This window comes from Stenotrophomonas sp. YJH_SMC_138 (genome assembly GCF_059369855.1).
Genome location: NZ_JCAFTB010000001.1, coordinates 299,215 through 316,143, shown reverse-complemented (window position 1 = coordinate 316,143; position 16,929 = coordinate 299,215). Strand labels below are relative to the sequence as shown.

The 16,929-nt window shown below is 66.8% G+C and carries 12 protein-coding genes; 6 read left to right on the top strand and 6 right to left on the bottom strand.

Annotation, left to right across the window (positions count from 1 at the left end; genetic code table 11):
- Positions 1-57: 57 nt before the first annotated feature.
- Together AC5P7I_RS01395 and AC5P7I_RS01390 are read left to right on the top strand one after the other, a co-directional pair.
- Positions 58-1,776, top strand: coding sequence for a thiamine pyrophosphate-dependent enzyme (locus AC5P7I_RS01395; RefSeq protein WP_169410659.1), 1,719 nt, complete (start codon positions 58-60; stop codon positions 1,774-1,776).
- A 602-nt stretch (positions 1,777-2,378) separates the two neighbouring features.
- A complete protein-coding gene (locus tag AC5P7I_RS01390) occupies positions 2,379-3,989 on the top strand; it encodes a SulP family inorganic anion transporter (RefSeq protein WP_262088073.1) in 1,611 nt (536 codons plus the stop codon).
- Between the two features lie 165 nt (positions 3,990-4,154).
- Here the strand turns inward: AC5P7I_RS01390 and AC5P7I_RS01385 are convergent, their stop codons facing one another.
- Complete coding sequence (locus AC5P7I_RS01385) at positions 4,155-4,865, bottom strand: glutathione S-transferase (protein ID WP_142235254.1); 711 nt, start codon at positions 4,863-4,865, stop codon at positions 4,155-4,157.
- Positions 4,866-5,034: 169 nt separating this feature from the next.
- Here AC5P7I_RS01385 and AC5P7I_RS01380 point away from each other — a divergent pair, with 169 nt between their 5' ends.
- The 3 genes from AC5P7I_RS01380 (at position 5,035) to AC5P7I_RS01370 (ending at position 9,262) form a co-directional block, all read left to right on the top strand.
- Positions 5,035-5,856 carry a DUF3014 domain-containing protein gene (locus tag AC5P7I_RS01380; protein ID WP_262088072.1) on the top strand — a complete coding sequence of 274 codons (822 nt, stop codon included), beginning with the start codon at positions 5,035-5,037 and terminating at the stop codon, positions 5,854-5,856.
- 181 nt (positions 5,857-6,037) lie between these two features.
- Positions 6,038-8,623, top strand: coding sequence for an ATP-dependent chaperone ClpB (gene clpB, locus AC5P7I_RS01375; protein WP_012481080.1), 2,586 nt, complete (start codon positions 6,038-6,040; stop codon positions 8,621-8,623).
- 93 nt (positions 8,624-8,716) lie between these two features.
- Positions 8,717-9,262 (top strand): hypothetical protein, encoded by a 546-nt coding sequence (locus tag AC5P7I_RS01370; protein ID WP_227864321.1) that lies wholly within the window; start codon positions 8,717-8,719, stop codon positions 9,260-9,262.
- A 39-nt stretch (positions 9,263-9,301) separates the two neighbouring features.
- On the opposite strand, the gene AC5P7I_RS01365 is transcribed toward AC5P7I_RS01370, so the two are convergent.
- The 3 genes from AC5P7I_RS01365 to AC5P7I_RS01355 form a co-directional block, all read right to left on the bottom strand.
- Positions 9,302-10,102 (bottom strand): MipA/OmpV family protein, encoded by an 801-nt coding sequence (locus tag AC5P7I_RS01365; RefSeq protein WP_014648180.1) that lies wholly within the window; start codon positions 10,100-10,102, stop codon positions 9,302-9,304.
- 140 nt (positions 10,103-10,242) lie between these two features.
- Positions 10,243-11,532, bottom strand: a complete 1,290-nt coding sequence (locus tag AC5P7I_RS01360) for an ATP-binding protein (RefSeq protein WP_262088071.1) — start codon at positions 11,530-11,532, stop codon at positions 10,243-10,245.
- Positions 11,529-12,266 (bottom strand): winged helix-turn-helix domain-containing protein, encoded by a 738-nt coding sequence (locus tag AC5P7I_RS01355; RefSeq protein WP_014648178.1) that lies wholly within the window; start codon positions 12,264-12,266, stop codon positions 11,529-11,531. Before AC5P7I_RS01355 ends, AC5P7I_RS01360 begins: the two co-directional genes overlap by 4 nt.
- Positions 12,267-12,445: 179 nt before the next feature.
- Between AC5P7I_RS01355 and AC5P7I_RS01350 the strand changes: the two genes are divergently transcribed.
- Positions 12,446-13,732, top strand: coding sequence for an O-acetylhomoserine aminocarboxypropyltransferase/cysteine synthase family protein (locus tag AC5P7I_RS01350; protein ID WP_164111335.1), 1,287 nt, complete (start codon positions 12,446-12,448; stop codon positions 13,730-13,732).
- 423 nt (positions 13,733-14,155) lie between these two features.
- On the opposite strand, the gene ybaL is transcribed toward AC5P7I_RS01350, so the two are convergent.
- Together ybaL and AC5P7I_RS01340 are read right to left on the bottom strand one after the other, a co-directional pair.
- Positions 14,156-15,853 (bottom strand): YbaL family putative K(+) efflux transporter, encoded by a 1,698-nt coding sequence (gene ybaL / locus AC5P7I_RS01345; RefSeq protein WP_041863753.1) that lies wholly within the window; start codon positions 15,851-15,853, stop codon positions 14,156-14,158.
- A gap of 193 nt (positions 15,854-16,046) precedes the next feature.
- Positions 16,047-16,928 (bottom strand): XVIPCD domain-containing protein, encoded by an 882-nt coding sequence (locus AC5P7I_RS01340; RefSeq protein WP_262088070.1) that lies wholly within the window; start codon positions 16,926-16,928, stop codon positions 16,047-16,049.
- Position 16,929: the final 1 nt, after the last annotated feature.

Sequence of the window (16,929 nt, the reverse complement as noted above, 5' to 3'; positions counted from 1 at the left end):
GGAGGCATCACTTCTTCGGGTCTAGCCTCGGATGCTCTCCCCTCGAGGATGTATCCGATGAGCAAGCGCGTTGCCGAGATCGTTGTCGATACCCTGCAGCAGGCGGGCGTCCGCCGCTGTTACGGCATCGTTGGCGATACCTTGAATCACGTCACCGATGCCCTGCACCGCAGTGAAATCGACTGGGTACATGTACGCCACGAAGAAGTGGCCGCCTTCGCTGCCGGCGCCGATTCGCTGGTGAGCGGCGAGTTGACCGCCTGTGCGGGTTCTTGTGGTCCCGGTGGCCTGCACTTCATCAACGGCGTCTTCGAGAGCAATCGCAACCGTGCACCGATGGTACTGATCGCCAGCCAGGTGGTGACCAGTGAGCTGGGCATGGAATTTCCGCAGGAAGTGGACTTCAAGGCGGTGTATGCCAGTTGTTCGGTGTTCTGCGAGCAGGTGCACAGCCCGGAGCAGGCGCGGCGCGTCGTGGCCCTGGCCTGCCAGGCCGCGATCAGCCGCCGTGGCGTGGCGGTGGTGATCCTGCCGGCCGACATCAGCCAGGCCGAGGTGAAGCACGATGTGCCGTTCTCGGTGCACTACACCCAGCCGGTGCTGCGCCCGTCCGATGCCGAGCTGCAGCGCATCACCGAACTGCTGGGGCAGGGCAAGCGCATCGGCATCTATGCCGGTGCCGGTTGCCAAGGCGCGCACGCGCAGCTGCTGGAGCTGGCCCGGCGCCTGCAGGCGCCCATCGCGCATACCTCGCGCGCCAAGGATTTCGTCGAGCCGGACAACCCGTACAACATGGGCATGACCGGCATCTTCGGCATCGAATCCGGCTTCCACACGCTGATGGAGTGCGACACGCTGCTGCTGCTCGGCGCCGATTTCGCCTGGGGCCAGTTCTACCCGGACAAGGCCACGATCATCCAGGTCGACCGCGATGGCAGCCACCTCGGCCGCCGCCACCCGGTGAACCTCGGCGTGGTCGGTGACATCGCACCGACGCTGGACGCGCTGCTGCCGATGCTGCCGCCGCGCGAGGACAGCAGTTTCCTGGACGAGTGCATCGGGCATCGCGACAAGGCGCTGAAGAAGCGCGAACAGGAAGAACAACCGGGCGAGGGTGAACTGATCCATCCGCAGCACCTGACGGCATTGCTGTCGAGGCATGCCAGCGACGATGCGCTGTTCACCGCCGACGGCGGTTCGCCGATGGTGTGGGTGCTGCGCCATATCCGCGTCAACGGCCGCCGCCGCACGCTGACCAGCCTGCTGCACGGCACGATGGCCAACGCGATGCCGCAGGCGCTGGGCCTGCAGAAGGCCTTCCCCGGCCGGCAGGTGATCTCGCTGTCCGGTGATGGTGGCCTGGCGATGCTGCTGGGTGACCTGCTCACGGCAGTGCAGGAGAACCTGCCGATCAAGGTGGTGGTGTTCAACAATGGTTCGCTGAACTTCGTCGAGCTGGAGCAGAAGGTGGAGGGCCTGCTGGACAACTACACCGACCTGAAGAACCCGGACTTCGGCCGCCTGGCCGAGGTCATCGGCTTCCACGGCCGCACGGTAACCCGCAGCGAGGACCTGGAGGAGGCGGTGCTGGATTTCCTGTCCCAGCGCGGCCCGGCGCTGCTGGACGTGCATACCAGCCGCGCGGAGCTGGTGATGCCGCCGCAGATCGAGGCCAAGCAGGTGGCCGGTACGGCGTTGTACGCCGCCAAGGCAGTGTTGAACGGCCGCTTCGACGACGTGAAGCATCTGCTGGTGGACAACTTCCTGAAGAAGTAACGGGGTGGGTTTGATGCAGGGCTGCGCCCTGCACCCGCTACGAGCCGGAGCCAGAGCAGAAGCGGCCTTCCTGAGGGATGGCGGGGTGGGTCCGGTTGCGGGGGACGCCGTAAACCCGTCCCTGGGGGCTTGGCCGCGGCATCCATGCCGCGGACACCCCCGCAACCGGACCCACCCCACCTTCGACAGTTTCCTGCGATCTGTCGGTAGATCCACGCCCTGCGTGGATAGCGTGGAAATGATCGAATTGTTCGTGTAGAGCCGAGCCATGCTCGGCTCAGAGCGAAGCGACCCGCTTTTGCTTTTGATCCTTTGATTCCTTTCCGTGGCTGGCACGCGCAAGGAATTATCAGGGGCCGGTCGGGATGGGCTGCGCAGGACCGTTGGCGCCATGGATGGCGCCATCGAGCCCCCAGGGATGGGTTTACGGCGTGTCCTGCGCAGCCCATCCCGACCGGCCCACTCCGATAAAGCTGCTTTGACGACCCCCCCCAGCCACGAGGGGCCCCGCCGTTGGCTGGAACCCATCATTCCACGACGGAATTGGCGCGCCGGCCCCGCTGGGCCTACCATCGGCGCTCCCCACCCCCACCGCCCCTTCCATGTCCGCTCCCGCTTCCGCCGTACCGCGTCGCTGGTTCGTCGCCGGCGACTTCAACGGCTTCTTCGGCCTGGTCGTCGACAACCTCTCCATCCTCGGCTTCATCGCCATGGCCCTGGTCGGGATCTTCCAGTTCCCCGCCGACGTGGTGTTCGGCCGAATGTTCCCCGGCACCGCCTTTGGCGTGCTGGTCGGCAACCTGCTGTACACCCTGATGGCGCGCCGGCTGGCGGCGCGTACCGGCCGCGACGATGTCACCGCCATGCCGCTCGGCCTGGATGCCCCCACCAGCATCGGCATGGCCCTGCTGGTGCTCGGCCCGGCCTTCCTCGCCTTCAAGCAGCAGGGCATGGATCCGCATGCTGCGGGCATCGCCACCTGGCAGCTGGGCATGGCCGCGCTGGTCATCATGGGCGTGCTCAAGTTCGTGCTGTCGTTCTTCGGTGAAGCAGTCACCCGCGCGCTGCCGCGAGCTGCGCTGCTGGGTTCCATCGCCGGCATCGCGCTGGTGCTGATGGGCCTGCTGCCGCTACTGGAAACGCTGCGCTCGCCGCTGGTCGGCTTCACCACGCTGGGCCTGCTGCTGTATGTGCTGATCGCCAAGGGCAAGCTGCCGGTGCGTGGCCCGGGCGTGCTGCTGGCCTTCGTGTTCGGCACCGTGCTGTATTACGGGCTTGGACTGGCCGGGCTGGGCGCGCCCGGCTTCCATGTGCCGGAATGGGTGCCGCCGCAGGTGGTGCTGCCGCTGCCGACGCTGGGCTTCCTTGAGGGCCTGCCCACGGCGATGACCTACCTGCCGCTGCTGCTGCCGTTCGGCCTGCTGATGGTGGTGGGCGGCATCAATGTGTCTGAGAGCGCACGCGCGGCTGGCGATGACTACCGCACCCGCGACATCCTGCTGGTGGAGGCGGTGGCTACGCTGGTGGCAGGCGTCTGTGGCGGCGTCGCGCAGACCACGCCGTACATCGGCCAGCCGGCCTACAAGCACATGGGCGCGCGCAGCGGCTACACGCTGCTGACCGGCCTGTTCGTCGGCATCGGCGGCATGCTCGGCATCATCTCCGGGCTGGTGCAGTGGCTGCCGCTGGCGGTGCTGGCACCGATCATCGTGTACGTGGCCATCGACATCACCACCCAGGCCTTCCAGGCCACGCCGCGCCACCATACCGGCGCGATGGTGTTCGGTTTCCTGCCGTCGGTGGCCTACCTGCTGGCGATCAAGGCGCCCGGCTGGATCGCGCCGGACCAGCTGCCGCAGCTGCTGACCAAGCTCGACGGCCATGGCCTGCCCGAGCTGGCGGTGATTTTCACCCTCGGCAACGGCTTCATCATCACCTCGATGCTGTGGATCTCGGCAGTAGCCGCGATGGTCGATGGCCGCCTGCGCCGTGCCTGCGGCTTCCTGCTGGTGGCGGCGGGGCTGACCCTGTTCGGCCTGATCCACTCGGTGGATCCGCGCGGTGGCATCTACCTGCCGTGGGACCTGGAAGGATTGGCGCGCATCATCAGTTTGCAGTTTGCCGGCGCCTACGTGGCATTGGCGCTTCTGCTGGGCCTGCTGTCGCTGCAGAAGCAGCCGGTGAAACCGCTGGATGATCGCACCGATCATTGACCGGTGACGCCGGGCATGGCCCGGCCTTACCGCTCCTTCCACTTCTGGTGCTCTGTAGAGCCGAGCCTGCGCTCGGCTGCTCTGAGCCGAGCATGGCTCGGCTCTACAGGGGCGTGTTGCAGGCGGCGAATGATCACAGCGCGCTCTGCCGGCCAGCGGCCGGCACTACCGTTCGGCGTCCAGTTCCGGGTAATGGCGGAAGATGCCGTTGGTGTTGAACGGCAACCGCCGCTCAGACGCCAGATAGGCGGCGATGTTGGTTCGTTTCGCCACTCGTTCCTGCAGCGCGCGCAGCCGGGGCAGGGTGGGGCCGAGCGCCTGCATGCGGCGCGGAAACATGTAGTCCAGCCCGCTCAGCAGCTGGAACAGTGACAGATCCACATAGGAGTGCTCGCGCAGTGCATGGCGGCCACCGTTGGCGGCCATCACCTGCTCGAAATAGCCGAGGAACTTGGGCAGGCGCTCGCTGCGCAGTGACGCGGCTCGTGCCCTGGCCTCGGTCTTCTGCTGTTCGTAGTACTTCGATGCGGCGATCGGATGGTGGGTGTCGTGCACCTCGGCTACCAGGTCGGCGATGGTCAACTGCAGTTGCAGCGCCTGCATGCGCCGCGATGCGGCCTGCGGCACCAGGTCCAGCGTCGGGCCGAGGAAATCCAGGATCGCCGCGACCTGCGCGATGACCTGGCGGCCGGCCTTCAGGAACGGCGGCGCAAAGGGCTGTGCCCCTTCGTTGCGACCCTCCAGAAACGGCTGCATCACCGCATCGCCGTGCACCCGCGCCATGTCGATGTAGTCGGCGCCGGCATCTTCCAGCGCCAGGCGCACGAACTCGCCACGGCCCTGGATGCCGGTCCAGTAGTACAGCGCGTACTGCATGGCAGAGTCTCCACGGGACAGGACTCCTAGCCTCGCGCGGGTGGCGCAAAGCAGACGTGAGCGTGGACGACGCGTGCCTGAACCCGAACGGCAGCGGAACAGGCGGGGAACCGGCTGCAATCGATGGGGTCACACCTTCTCCATTGCGTGTGAAACGAGGTGCTGCATCATGCAGAGTGGAAAGGCGGTCTGGCCCTGGGTGTTGGGTGTGGTGGTGATCGGTGGCGCGGGCGGCTGGTTGTTCCGCGATCAGCTGAAGAGCCTGGCCGACGGTGTCCCGGTGCCGGTGCAATCAAACCCTGCCAGTACCAGTGCACCGGCACAACCGCAGGCGGCCGCAGAGCCCGCGCCAGCACCACCATCGATCAGGCATCCGCTGGATACCGAGGCCGCCGCCGACCCGGCGCTGCCGAAACTGGCTGACAGCGACGCCGCGGCCTGGGGCGCACTGAGCCAGCTGTTCCAGGGCGAGGGGCCGCTGACCCTGCTGCTGCGTGATCACCTGATCCAGCGCCTGGTCACCCAGGTCGACAACCTGGACAAGCCCAGCGTGCCGCCGACCACGCTGGCCGCGCGGCCGCTGCCGGGCAACCTGCAGGTCGATACGGGCGAAGGCGGCGAACGCATCGCCGCCAGCAATGCGGCACGCTATGCGCCTTACGTACAGGCGTTCACTGCGCTGGACCCGGCGGCAACGGCTACCGCTTACAAGCGCTTCTATCCGCTGATCCAGCAGGCCTATGCCGACCTTGGCCGGCCCGAGGGCTATTTCAACGACCGCCTGGTCATGGTGATCGACCACCTGCTGGACACCCCGGAACTGGCCCAGTCGCCGCTGGTGCAGCGCGATGAGCGCGGCCGCTATCGCTTCGTCGATCCCACCCTGCAGTCACGCTCGATCGGGCAGAAGGCCCTGCTACGCATGGATCCTGCACAGGCGCGGGCGATCAAGCAGCAGCTGCGGGCGATCCGCAGCGCGATCACCCGCTGAGTCCGTCCACCGTGCGGAACTGATCGGGATCAACGCGCCGACCACACGCGCTCCGGCATGCTGGCCGCAGGCTGACTGGCCCCGGGGTGCAGTCGCAGCCACCCTTGAAACCGGGTGGGGCAACCGCATCTTTCCAGCATTGCCGGCCCAGGCCGGCCCTGAAGACCGATGAGGATTCGCAATGCGGATGGACAAGCTCACCTCGCGTTTCCAGCAGGCGCTGGCAGACGCACAGTCGTTGGCCGTGGGCCGCGACAACAGCATCATCGAACCGGTTCACCTGTTCAGCGCGCTGCTGGACCAGCAGGGTGGCAGCACGCGCCCGCTGCTGGCCCAGGCCGGGGTGAACGTGCCGGTGCTGCGCGAGCGCCTGACCGAGGCGCTGGACGCACTGCCCAAGGTATCCGGCCAGGCCGGCAACGTCTCGATGGGCAACGATCTGGGGCGCCTGCTGAACCAGACCGACAAGCTGGCGCAGCAGCACGGGGACGCCTTCATTGCGAGCGAGTGGTTCGTGCTGGCGGCGCTGGACGATGGCGGCACGCTGGGCATGGCGCTGCGCGCCGCTGGTGCCGACAAGACGCGCCTGCAGGCGGCGATCGACAAGCTGCGTGGCGGCGAGAACGTGCAGTCGGAGAATGCCGAGGAGCAGCGGCAGGCGCTGGAGAAGTACACCATCGACCTGACCGCGCGGGCCGAGAGCGGCAAGCTCGACCCGGTGATCGGCCGTGACGAGGAAATCCGCCGCACCATCCAGGTGCTGCAGCGCCGGACCAAGAACAACCCGGTGCTGATCGGCGAACCCGGCGTGGGCAAGACCGCGATCGTGGAAGGGCTGGCCCAGCGCATCATCAACGACGAAGTACCCGAGGGCCTGCGCGGCAAGCGCGTGCTGTCGCTGGACATGGGCGCGCTGATCGCCGGGGCCAAGTTCCGCGGCGAATTCGAGGAGCGACTGAAGGGTGTACTCAACGACCTGGCCAAGAACGAAGGCCAGATCATCCTGTTCATCGATGAACTGCACACCATGGTCGGCGCGGGCAAGGCCGACGGCGCGATGGATGCCGGCAACATGCTGAAGCCGGCGCTGGCACGCGGCGAGCTGCATTGCATCGGTGCGACCACGCTGGACGAATACCGCAAGTACATCGAGAAGGACGCTGCGCTGGAGCGCCGCTTCCAGAAAGTCTTCGTCGGTGAGCCGTCGGTGGAGGACACCATCGCGATCCTGCGCGGGCTGAAGGAAAAGTACGCCGTGCACCACGGGGTGGAGATCACCGACCCGGCCATCGTGGCCGCCGCCACGCTGTCCAACCGCTACATCACCGATCGCCAGCTGCCGGACAAGGCCATCGACCTGATGGACGAGGCTGCCTCGCGCCTGCGCATGGAGATCGACTCCAAGCCGGAGGAGCTGGATCGCCTGGAACGCCGGGTGATCCAGCTGAAGATCCAGCGCGAGATGCTGAAGAAGGAAAAGGACGAAGCCTCGCGGCAGCGGCTGGCCGACCTGGAGAACGACATCGACGGGCTGGAGCGCGAGTTCTCCGACCTCAATGAAATCTGGAAGTCGGAGAAGGCTGCGCTGCAGGGCGCCACCAAGATCAAGGAGCAGGTCGAGCAGGCCAAGCTGGAACTCGAAGCCGCGCAGCGCCGCCAGGATTTCGCCAAGATGAGCGAGATCCAGTACGGCCTGTTGCCGCAGCTGGAAAAGCAGCTGGCCGCGGCCCAGGAAGCCGAGCACAAGGACTTCAAGCTGGTGCAGGACCGGGTCACCGACGAGGAGATCGCCGAGGTCGTGTCGCGCTGGACCGGCATTCCGGTCAACAAGATGCTCGAAGGCGAGCGCGACAAGCTGCTGCGCATGGAAGAAGTGCTGCACAACCGTGTGGTCGGCCAGGAGGAAGCGATCAAGGTCGTCTCCGATGCCGTGCGCCGTTCGCGTGCAGGCCTGTCCGATCCGAACCGTCCGGCCGGCTCGTTCCTGTTCCTCGGCCCGACCGGCGTCGGCAAGACCGAGCTGTGCAAGTCGCTGGCCGAATTCCTGTTCGACAGCGCCGACGCGATGATCCGCATCGACATGAGCGAATTCATGGAGAAGCACAGCGTCGCCCGCCTGATCGGCGCCCCCCCGGGTTACGTGGGCTACGAGGAAGGCGGCTACCTGACCGAGGCGGTGCGCCGTCGCCCGTACTCGCTGATCCTGCTGGACGAAGTGGAGAAGGCGCATCCGGATGTGTTCAACATCCTGCTGCAGGTGCTGGACGATGGCCGCCTGACCGATGGCCAGGGCCGCACCGTGGACTTCCGCAATACCGTCATCGTGATGACCTCGAACCTGGGCTCGCACCAGATCCAGGACATGAGCGCCGACGACAGCCCGGAGGCCTACACGCAGATGAAGGCAGCGGTGATGGGCGTGGTGCAGGCGCACTTCCGTCCGGAGTTCATCAACCGCCTGGACGACATCGTGGTGTTCCACCCGCTGGACAAGCAGCAGATCAAGCAGATCGCGCGCATCCAGATGCGCGGGCTTGAGAAGCGGCTGGCCGAGCGCGGGTTGAAGCTGGCGGTCTCCGATGCGGCGTTCGACCTGCTCGGCAACGTCGGCTTCGATCCGGTGTACGGCGCGCGCCCGTTGAAGCGTGCGATCCAGTCGCAGCTGGAAAACCCGCTGGCGCAGCAGATCCTGTCCGGCGCCTTCGTCAACGGCGATACCATCGAAGTCGGCAACGACGGTGGTCGCCTGGTGTTCGCCAAGGCTTGAACCGGTGGCGCCCCAGCCATGGCTGGGGCGCCATCAGAGCCTTGGCAGCGCACGATGGTCCTGTTTCACTTTCGCAAGGATGAGGAGAACCGCATGGACGTTGCCCGCAGGGCTTCACTCTGCATGACGCTGGCGTTGGCTGCTGTTTGTGGACACGCCGCGGCCGCCGAACAGGTCCAGCTGCCGCCGATGAAGGGCTACCAGCAGGCCCACCAGAGCACCGACGCGCAAGGCAACCGCATCACCGAGTACGTGCCACAGGGCCAGACCGTGCACGACTGGACCGACATGGTCACCGTCAACGATGCGCCGAACAGTGGCCATGTGAGTCCGCGTGAGTTCCTCGGCATCATCGAGGCGGGGTGGCGCATCGCCTGTCCGGCGGCGCAGAGCCACTGGATCCGCGAAGGTGAAGAAGGGGGACGGCCCTTCGCCCTGCTGATGCTCAGCTGCCCGCGGAATCCGGGGACAGGCAAGCCGGAGTTCACCTGGATCAAGGGCGTGCAGGGCAGGCAGGGCTTCCACACCGTGCAGAAGTCGTTCCGCTCCGAGCCGGAGAAGGAGGACGTCGTGCAGTGGATCGGCTGGCTGCGCGAGGTCGGGTTGTGCGGCAACGGCGACGCACCGGCCTGCCGCTGACCGCAGAGGGAAAGGGCGCCCAGCGGCGCCCTTCATGCATCAGAAGCGGTGGGTGTAACCGCTCATCAGCCCGAACTGGTCTGCCTTCTGCACGATCGGGCTGTTGGCCGCATCGCCGAGCAGGCGCGTGCCTTCGGCCGAGATGTACCAGTTGCCGTTGCGGCCCACGCGGTGGCTCCACTTCAGGCCGACACCGGCACTGACCAGGCCGGCCTTCGGCCTGTGCTCGGCGAAGCCCGTGCGTTTGGCCTGTTCCGGGCTGACGCCGTACCAGGTCTGCATGTAGCCGCGGTTGCCGTAGTCGGTGGAAACACTGCCGCTGACCACGCCACCGGCCAAGTCGAACAGCGGCATGCTCAGGTTCAGATGGATCTGCTGGGTGGCCAGGCCGTTCTCGGCCTTGTCCTCGTCCTTGCGGGTGAACTGCCAGGAGCCGCTCAGCACGGCTTCGCCCAGCGTATAACCAGCCGAGACGCCGACCAGGGGACGGGTATCGATATCACCCATGCCGCGCAGGAAGTCCGAACCGCCCAGCAGCGAGTCCTTGTCCTTGCGGATGCCGCTGGCGCCGACATAGGCACGCACGCGCGTGTGCTCGCCGAGGGAGGTGCCCCAGCCGATGCCACTGGTGCCCAGAAACCATCCCCCCGGCGAGGTGACATCAAATGACAGCGACGGCGTCGCACGATACTCCTCGCTGCCGCTGTAACGCGGTGCCACGCCGCCACCGGCGGCGAGCTCGAAGGTCCAGTGGTCATCCTTGGCGTGGGCGATCGGGGCGGCGAACAGCGGCAACACGGCCAGGCAGAGCAGGGCGGGGGAACGGCGAAGCTGGGACATGGAAACTCTCGGCAATGGGAGGAAAGCAGCGCGCGCATCCGGCGAGTGCTGCAGGGTTGCCAGCGTGGCGATATGCCGGCGACCGATCCGTCCGCAGTTGTGCGGGAGTTGTAATCAACTGTAATCGCGCCGTTGGGAGTTCAGCTGGCAGCCAGCGGCCAGTGCATTTCCAGGCGCGCGCCGCCCAGCGTGGCGCGACTGATGCGCAGCTCGCCGCCGTGGCGGGCTGCAATGCGGCCGACAATGGCCAGGCCCAGGCCGAAGCCGCCGGTATCGCGGCTGCGGCTGTCGTCCAGGCGGGTGAACGGGCGCATCACCTTCTCCCGATCGGCTTCGGCGATGCCCGGGCCGTCATCGTCCACGCGCAGGCAGGCGCGGCCGCTGATACCGACCAGCGAGACCTCCACCTGCGAACGCGCGTGGCGCAGCGCATTGCCGACCAGGTTGCTCAGCGCCAGCTGCAACAGGCGTGGCTCGGCATCCACTCGCGGCAACGCGCTGGGCTGCACGCGCAGGACAATGCCGGCACGTTCGGCATCGCGGCGGGCATCGGCCAGGCAGGCCTGCAGCCAGTCGTTGGCTTCGATGCGCTGCATCGGTTCGCCCTCGCTGGGATGCTCCAGCCGTTCGTAGGCCAGCAGTTCGCTGACCAGCCGGTTGAGCTCGGCCAGGTCGCCGTGCAGGCCCTGCGCCAGCCGTTCGCGGCGTTCGCGGTCATCGCTGTCCAGCATCAGGTCCAGGCCGAAGGCCACCCGCGCGATGGGCGTGCGCAGTTCGTGCGAAATGGCATGGGTCAGGTCGCGCTGGCGCTGCACCAGTTCGGCCACGCGTGCCGCCATGCGGTTGGAGTGTTCGACGATGACCCGGATCTGCGAGCGGGGCGAAACCTGCGCGCGTGCCTGCAGGTCGCCGGAACCGATGCGGTCGGCGTGCCGGCGCAGTGCTTCCAGGTCGCGCCAGAGCAGGCGCACCCAGGCATACAGGCTGGCGCCCACCAGCAGCAGGATGCTGAGGTAGGCGGCGATGGTCATGTACGTCGTCATCTGCACCGCGCCGGGCAGGCGCAGGTGCAGCCAGCGGCCGCCGATGCCGTCGATGGGCAGCAGCACCTGCTGGTACTGATCGCGCACGATGAAGCCATCGGCCTTCACGGCCTCCTGTTCCTGCGCGTCGAGCGCGGGAGGTTTGTCGAGCAGGGTCAGGGCGATGCCGTAGTGTGGCTGCCACTGTTGCAGCCGCTCACGCTGCTGGACGGCGTCCAGGCCGGCCAGGCCACTGCGCAGGGCGTACACCTGCCCGCGCACCTGCTGCACGAACACGCGATCCTGCACGGGCGTGTAGATGCCATCCAGGATGTGGTTGAGAAAGAACACCGACACCAGGAAGCAGGCGCCGGTGATGAACCACAGCCACAGGAACAGCCGCTTCATTCCGACCAGGCCGCAGGATTGAACTGGTAGCCGCGCCCCCACACGGTCTTGATCCGCCGCGGTTCGCGCGCATCGTCGCCGAGCTTGCGGCGCAGCTTGCCGATGCAGACGTCGACGCTGCGGTCCAGACCGTCGAAGCCGATGCCGCGCACCGCCTGCAGGATCTGGTCGCGCGACAGGATCTGCCCCGGCTGGCTGGCCAGCAGCCACAGGATCTCGAATTCCGTGGTGCCCAGCTCGACCGGCTGGCCGTGCAGGTGCACCTCGCGCTGCATGCGATCGATCAGCAGCTCACCATGCATCAGCCGGCTGGGCGTGCCGGTATTGCTGCTGCCGTGGCGGCGGCGCAGCAGGGCGCGCAGGCGGGCCAGCAGCAGGCGTGGCTCGATCGGCTTGTGCACATAGTCATCGGCACCCGATTCCAGGCCCAGCACCTGCTCGATGTCGTCCTCACAGGCGGTCAACATCAGGATCGGCACATCGGAGAAGCTGCGGATCTGCCGGCACACATCGATGCCCCCCAGGCCGGGCAGCATCAGGTCCAGCACCACCAGTTCCGGTGCATGCTGGCGGCAGGCGGCGCTGGCGAGGTCGCCGCGTGCCACGTGCTGCACGGCGAAGCCATGTTCGTGGAGATAGTCGCTGACCAGTTCGGCCAGGCGACGGTCGTCCTCCACCAGCAGGACCGACGTGGGCGAACTGCTGGCAGGGGGAGTCCAGGGGGATGGCTGCATGCGTGGGGCCTCCGTTCCCAGGCAGGAGCGCCCGGCGGCGCAGCCTAGCAACGCCCCATGACGACTGCCTGAATCGCGGCCAACCTGATAACCGCGGGTACGGACGTCATCGCCAGCGGCTTTCAGCGGGCGGCCCCGGCTGGCCTATGGTGGCGGTTTCCCGGATGGAGCCTGGTGCAATGAGCGACCCGCAGTGGCAACTGGAAACCCTGGCCGTGCACGGCGGTTACCGTCCCGACCCGACCACCCGCGCGGTGGCGGTGCCGATCTACCAGACCGTGGCGTATGCCTTCGATGACACCCAGCACGGCGCCGACCTGTTCGACCTGAAGGTTCCGGGCAACATCTACACGCGCATCATGAACCCCACCACCGACGTGCTGGAGCAGCGCCTGGCCGCGCTGGAAGGCGGCATCGGCGCGCTGGCGCTGGCCTCGGGGCAGGCCGCGATCACCTATGCCATCCAGACCATCGCCGAGGCCGGCGACAACATCGTCGCCTCCAGTGCGCTCTACGGTGGCAGCCTCAACCTGCTGGCGCACACGCTGCCGCAGTACGGCATCCAGGCGCGCTTCGCCGACCCGGCCGACCCGGCCGCGTTCGCCGCGCTGATCGACGAACGCACCAAGGCGGTGTTCGTCGAATCCATCGGCAACCCGCGCGGCAATGTCACCGACATCGCCGCCATCGCCGAGGTCGCGCATGCCGCCGGGGTGCCGCTGATCGTCGACAACACCGTGGCCACGCCCTTCCTGCTGCGCCCGTTCGAGCACGGCGCCGACATCGTGGTGCATTCGCTGACCAAATACCTCGGGGGACACGGCAACAGCCTGGGCGGCGCGATCATCGATTCCGGCCACTTCGACTGGACCGCACAGCCCCAACGCTTCGCACGGCTCAACCAGCCCGACCCCAGTTACCACGGCGTGGTCTATACCGAAGCCCTGGGGCCAGCGGCCTACATCGGCCGCGCGCGGGTGGTGCCGCTGCGCAATACCGGCGCTGCGTTGTCGCCGTTCAACGCGTTCCTGATCCTGCAGGGCATCGAGACCCTGGCCCTGCGCATGGAACGCATCAATGCCAATGCGCTGGCCGTTGCGCAGTTCCTGAAGGCGCATGCCAAGGTCGCCTGGGTGCGCTACGCCGGACTGGCCGACGACCCCGAGCATGCCGCCGCGCAGCGCTATCTGGGTGGACACGGCTCGGGCGTACTGACCTTCGGTCTGCCCGGTGGGCGCGAGGCCGGCGCCCGCTTCCTCGATGCGCTGAAGCTGTTCACCCGCCTGGTCAACCTGGGGGATGCGAAGTCACTGGCCACCCATCCGGCTTCGACCACGCATCGCCAGCTGGATGCAGCGGAGCTTGCCAAGGCCGGTGTCAGCGAGGACACCGTGCGGCTGTCGATCGGCATCGAGCACATCGGCGACCTGCGCGCGGACCTGGAACAGGCCCTGGCCGGCGCCTGATAGCTGCGCGCTTGGTCGTCATCGCCACAGGCGATCACCGCCGGCACCGCGATGGGTTACGGTGGAACTACCTCTCCAAGGCATGGCAACGTGGCGATCCAGATCCCCGGTCGATGCGGGTCGACCGGGGATTTTTTGTTTCCGGGGTCAGATCCGTTTTCCTGTGGAAAACGGATCTGACCCCGCGCGCCGCCGTGTCGACCAAGGTCGACATCCACCAACAGCAGCAGGGAACTGTCGAAGGCGGGGTGGGTCCGGTTGCGGGAGTGTCCGCGGCATGGATGCCGCGGCCAAGCCCCCATGGAAGGGTTTACGGCGTCTCCCGCAATCGGACCCACCCCGCCATCCCACGCTATGCCCGCTTTTGCCGTTGCCGTTGTTTCGGCAGGTGCAGGGCTGCAAGCCCTGCCGCACGCATACCCCTCACACCACCGGAATGCTGTGCTGCCCCAGATTCCGGTACGGCGGCGTGGACATGATCATCTCCGCCAGCGAATACGCCAGCTCGCGCTCGGCCATCACCGTGCCATCGGCGCCGTGCTCCAGCAGATGCTTCACCTCGGCATCGCTGTGCGCGCGCGCCAGCAGGGTCAGGTCCGGATTGATCGCCCGCAGCTTGGCCAGCGCCTCACCGGCTTCCAGCGGCTGCGGAATCGCCAGCACCGCGATCTTGGCGCGCTCCGGATGGGCCTCGGCCAGCACCCGGTCGGCGGCGGCACTGCCGCGGATCGCCGCCAGGCCCTTGGCATGTGCCTGCTCGACGTGTTCCTTGTTGTCATCGATCACCAGCACCGGCACGCCACGGTCGCGCAGCACCTGCGCCAGTTCGCTGCCGACGCGGCCGTAACCGATCACGATGGCGTGGTCATGCAGGTCGCGCGACGGGCCGATCGCTTCGGGCGGCTCGGGTACCTGCGGAGACTGCTCCTGCTTGGCCTGCCAACGGTCCAGCAGGCCGAACACCAGCGGGTTGAGCATGATCGACACCAGCGCGCCGGCCAGCACCAGCGACTGGCCTTCCTTCGGCAGGATCTGCAGCGCCACGCCGAGGCCGGCGATGATGAAGGCGAACTCGCCGATCTGCGCCAGGCTGGCCGAGATGGTCAGCGCGGTGCTGGTCGGGTGGCCGAACGCACGCACGATGAAGAATGCCGCCGCCGACTTGCCGAACATGATGATGGCGACGGTGGCCAGCACCTGCCACGGATGCTGGACGAGGATGTTGGGGTCGAACAGCATGCCGACCGACACAAAGAACAGCACTGCGAACGCATCGCGCAGCGGCAACGAATCATGCGCGGCCTTGTGGCTCAGCTCCGATTCGTTGAGCAGCATGCCGGCGAAGAACGCGCCCAGCGCGAACGAGACGCCGAACAGCATCGCCGAGCCGAACGCCACGCCCAGCGCGATCGCCAGCACCGACAGGGTGAACAGCTCACGCGAACCGGTACCGGCGATGCGCTCGAGGATCCACGGGATGACCCGCCGACCGACCACCAGCATCACCGCCACGAACAGGCCCAGCTGCACGAAGGTCCAGCCGATGTCGGCCAGCACGCTGCCGAGCGAGTGCGATTCCTTGGCCGCGTCAGGACCGAACACACCGGCCATCACCGGCATCATCACCAGCGCCAGCACACAGGCCAGGTCTTCCACGATCAGCCAGCCGACCGCGATCTTGCCGCGCATCGTTTCCAGCAGGCGGCGTTCCTCCATCGCCCGCAGCAGCACCACGGTACTGGCGGTGGCCAGCGAGAAACCGAAGATGACGCCATGGATGGCCGGCCAGCCCATCAGCGAGGCCACGCCCCAGCCGAGCAGGGTGGCCACCGCGATCTGGCCGATGGCGCCGGGAATGGCGATCGCCTTGACCGCCATCAGGTCCTTCAGCGAGAAGTGCAGGCCGACGCCGAACATCAGCAGCATGACGCCCAGTTCGGCCAGCTGGTTGGCCAGCGCCTGGTCGGCGACGAAGCCGGGAGTGAACGGGCCTACGCAGATGCCAGCAACCAGGTAACCGACCAGGGGAGACAAGCGGAGCTTGTTGGCCAGCGCGCCGAAGATGAAGGCGAGCCCCAGGCCAACGGCAACGATGTTGATCAGGTCGGTGTCATGGTGCATCGGCACTCGCAGGAAATCGGGGGATGCCCCGATTTTCACCGATGCGGTCACATACGGCAAACCTGGCCAGCGTATCGGATCGTTGCGTGGGCGGCTTGTACGGGCGAGATATCAAGCCTTGTTGAGAGATGGCAGGCCCTGACGGGCCGAATGGTGCCTACCTATGGGGGGCTCCAGGCGTAGCCGTCGATGATCACACCATCTGCCGGCGCTGGGTCTCTTCCAGGGCAGGCTCGGCCTGCTGCGGCGAGGCGGCCAGCTGCTTGTCCAACTGATGAATCTGCCGCAGCGACTCCGCAACGGGTGGCTGAAGGGCCGTTTCAATGTTGATGTGGGCACGCAGATGGCCCGGGTCATCCAAGGCTCCTTGAATGACGAAGATGTTCTCCGGCCTTGGGGGCTGACCAGCCGGCAAGCCCAATACCACATGGTCGATCCGTTCCAGACCTTGTGCCCGGGCAAGTTGGGTGAGGCTGGCCGCCATGCGTTGGCTGGATTCATCAGATGCGCGACCCAGCGATGCGTCCAGCGCGTGGACGCCGGCGTGTGCCTGCTGGTGAAGCGATGCCGAGGCATCGCTCAGCGATGGGATGCTGGTTTCCGGCCGTTCGGCTGCCGGTTGCGGCTGCGAAGGACTGGTGGGCCGCACGCGCTCTGCCTTGCGAATGGACTCGATCAGCTCCCGCGGTGTATCGGTGAACAGCAGTTCGCCTGCATCCAGGGACTGCCCGGTAACCTTGTTCACGGTACTGGTCGCCCACGATGCGCAGGTATTGCCATATGACCAGGTGACATTTTCGCCCAAGGCCTGGTCAAGTCGCTTGACCTGCTCGGGAGTCAATTCGTAATAGCGTGAGGCCGAAGGTGTGGCCCGCGCTTCCATGCCTTCGCGGATGTCCGAACCTGGGCCATTGTCCTCAACGAGTAGATGGTTGTCTGGCCACAGGCCATGGAACGTCGTATGGCCGTTTCGCGTCACCGAGATCCAGGCGTGGCCGTCCACGAACTGATTGAACGACCCCTGTGTATTGGGGTCTACGTGACTATGGATGCCGAGGACGACCTTGTCGCTCATG

What these genes read in the sequence shown, in the direction of transcription:
- AC5P7I_RS01395 (WP_169410659.1), top strand. Translation starts at nt 58, where the DNA reads ATGAGCAAGCGCGTTGCCGAGATCGTTGTCGATACCCTGCAGCAGGCG.
- AC5P7I_RS01390 (WP_262088073.1), top strand. Translation starts at nt 2,379, where the DNA reads ATGTCCGCTCCCGCTTCCGCCGTACCGCGTCGCTGGTTCGTCGCCGGC.
- AC5P7I_RS01385 (WP_142235254.1), bottom strand. Translation starts at nt 4,865, where the DNA reads ATGCAGTACGCGCTGTACTACTGGACCGGCATCCAGGGCCGTGGCGAG.
- AC5P7I_RS01380 (WP_262088072.1), top strand. Translation starts at nt 5,035, where the DNA reads ATGCAGAGTGGAAAGGCGGTCTGGCCCTGGGTGTTGGGTGTGGTGGTG.
- clpB (WP_012481080.1), top strand. Translation starts at nt 6,038, where the DNA reads ATGCGGATGGACAAGCTCACCTCGCGTTTCCAGCAGGCGCTGGCAGAC.
- AC5P7I_RS01370 (WP_227864321.1), top strand. Translation starts at nt 8,717, where the DNA reads ATGGACGTTGCCCGCAGGGCTTCACTCTGCATGACGCTGGCGTTGGCT.
- AC5P7I_RS01365 (WP_014648180.1), bottom strand. Translation starts at nt 10,102, where the DNA reads ATGTCCCAGCTTCGCCGTTCCCCCGCCCTGCTCTGCCTGGCCGTGTTG.
- AC5P7I_RS01360 (WP_262088071.1), bottom strand. Translation starts at nt 11,532, where the DNA reads ATGAAGCGGCTGTTCCTGTGGCTGTGGTTCATCACCGGCGCCTGCTTC.
- AC5P7I_RS01355 (WP_014648178.1), bottom strand. Translation starts at nt 12,266, where the DNA reads ATGCAGCCATCCCCCTGGACTCCCCCTGCCAGCAGTTCGCCCACGTCG.
- AC5P7I_RS01350 (WP_164111335.1), top strand. Translation starts at nt 12,446, where the DNA reads ATGAGCGACCCGCAGTGGCAACTGGAAACCCTGGCCGTGCACGGCGGT.
- ybaL (WP_041863753.1), bottom strand. Translation starts at nt 15,853, where the DNA reads ATGCACCATGACACCGACCTGATCAACATCGTTGCCGTTGGCCTGGGG.
- AC5P7I_RS01340 (WP_262088070.1), bottom strand. Translation starts at nt 16,928, where the DNA reads ATGAGCGACAAGGTCGTCCTCGGCATCCATAGTCACGTAGACCCCAAT.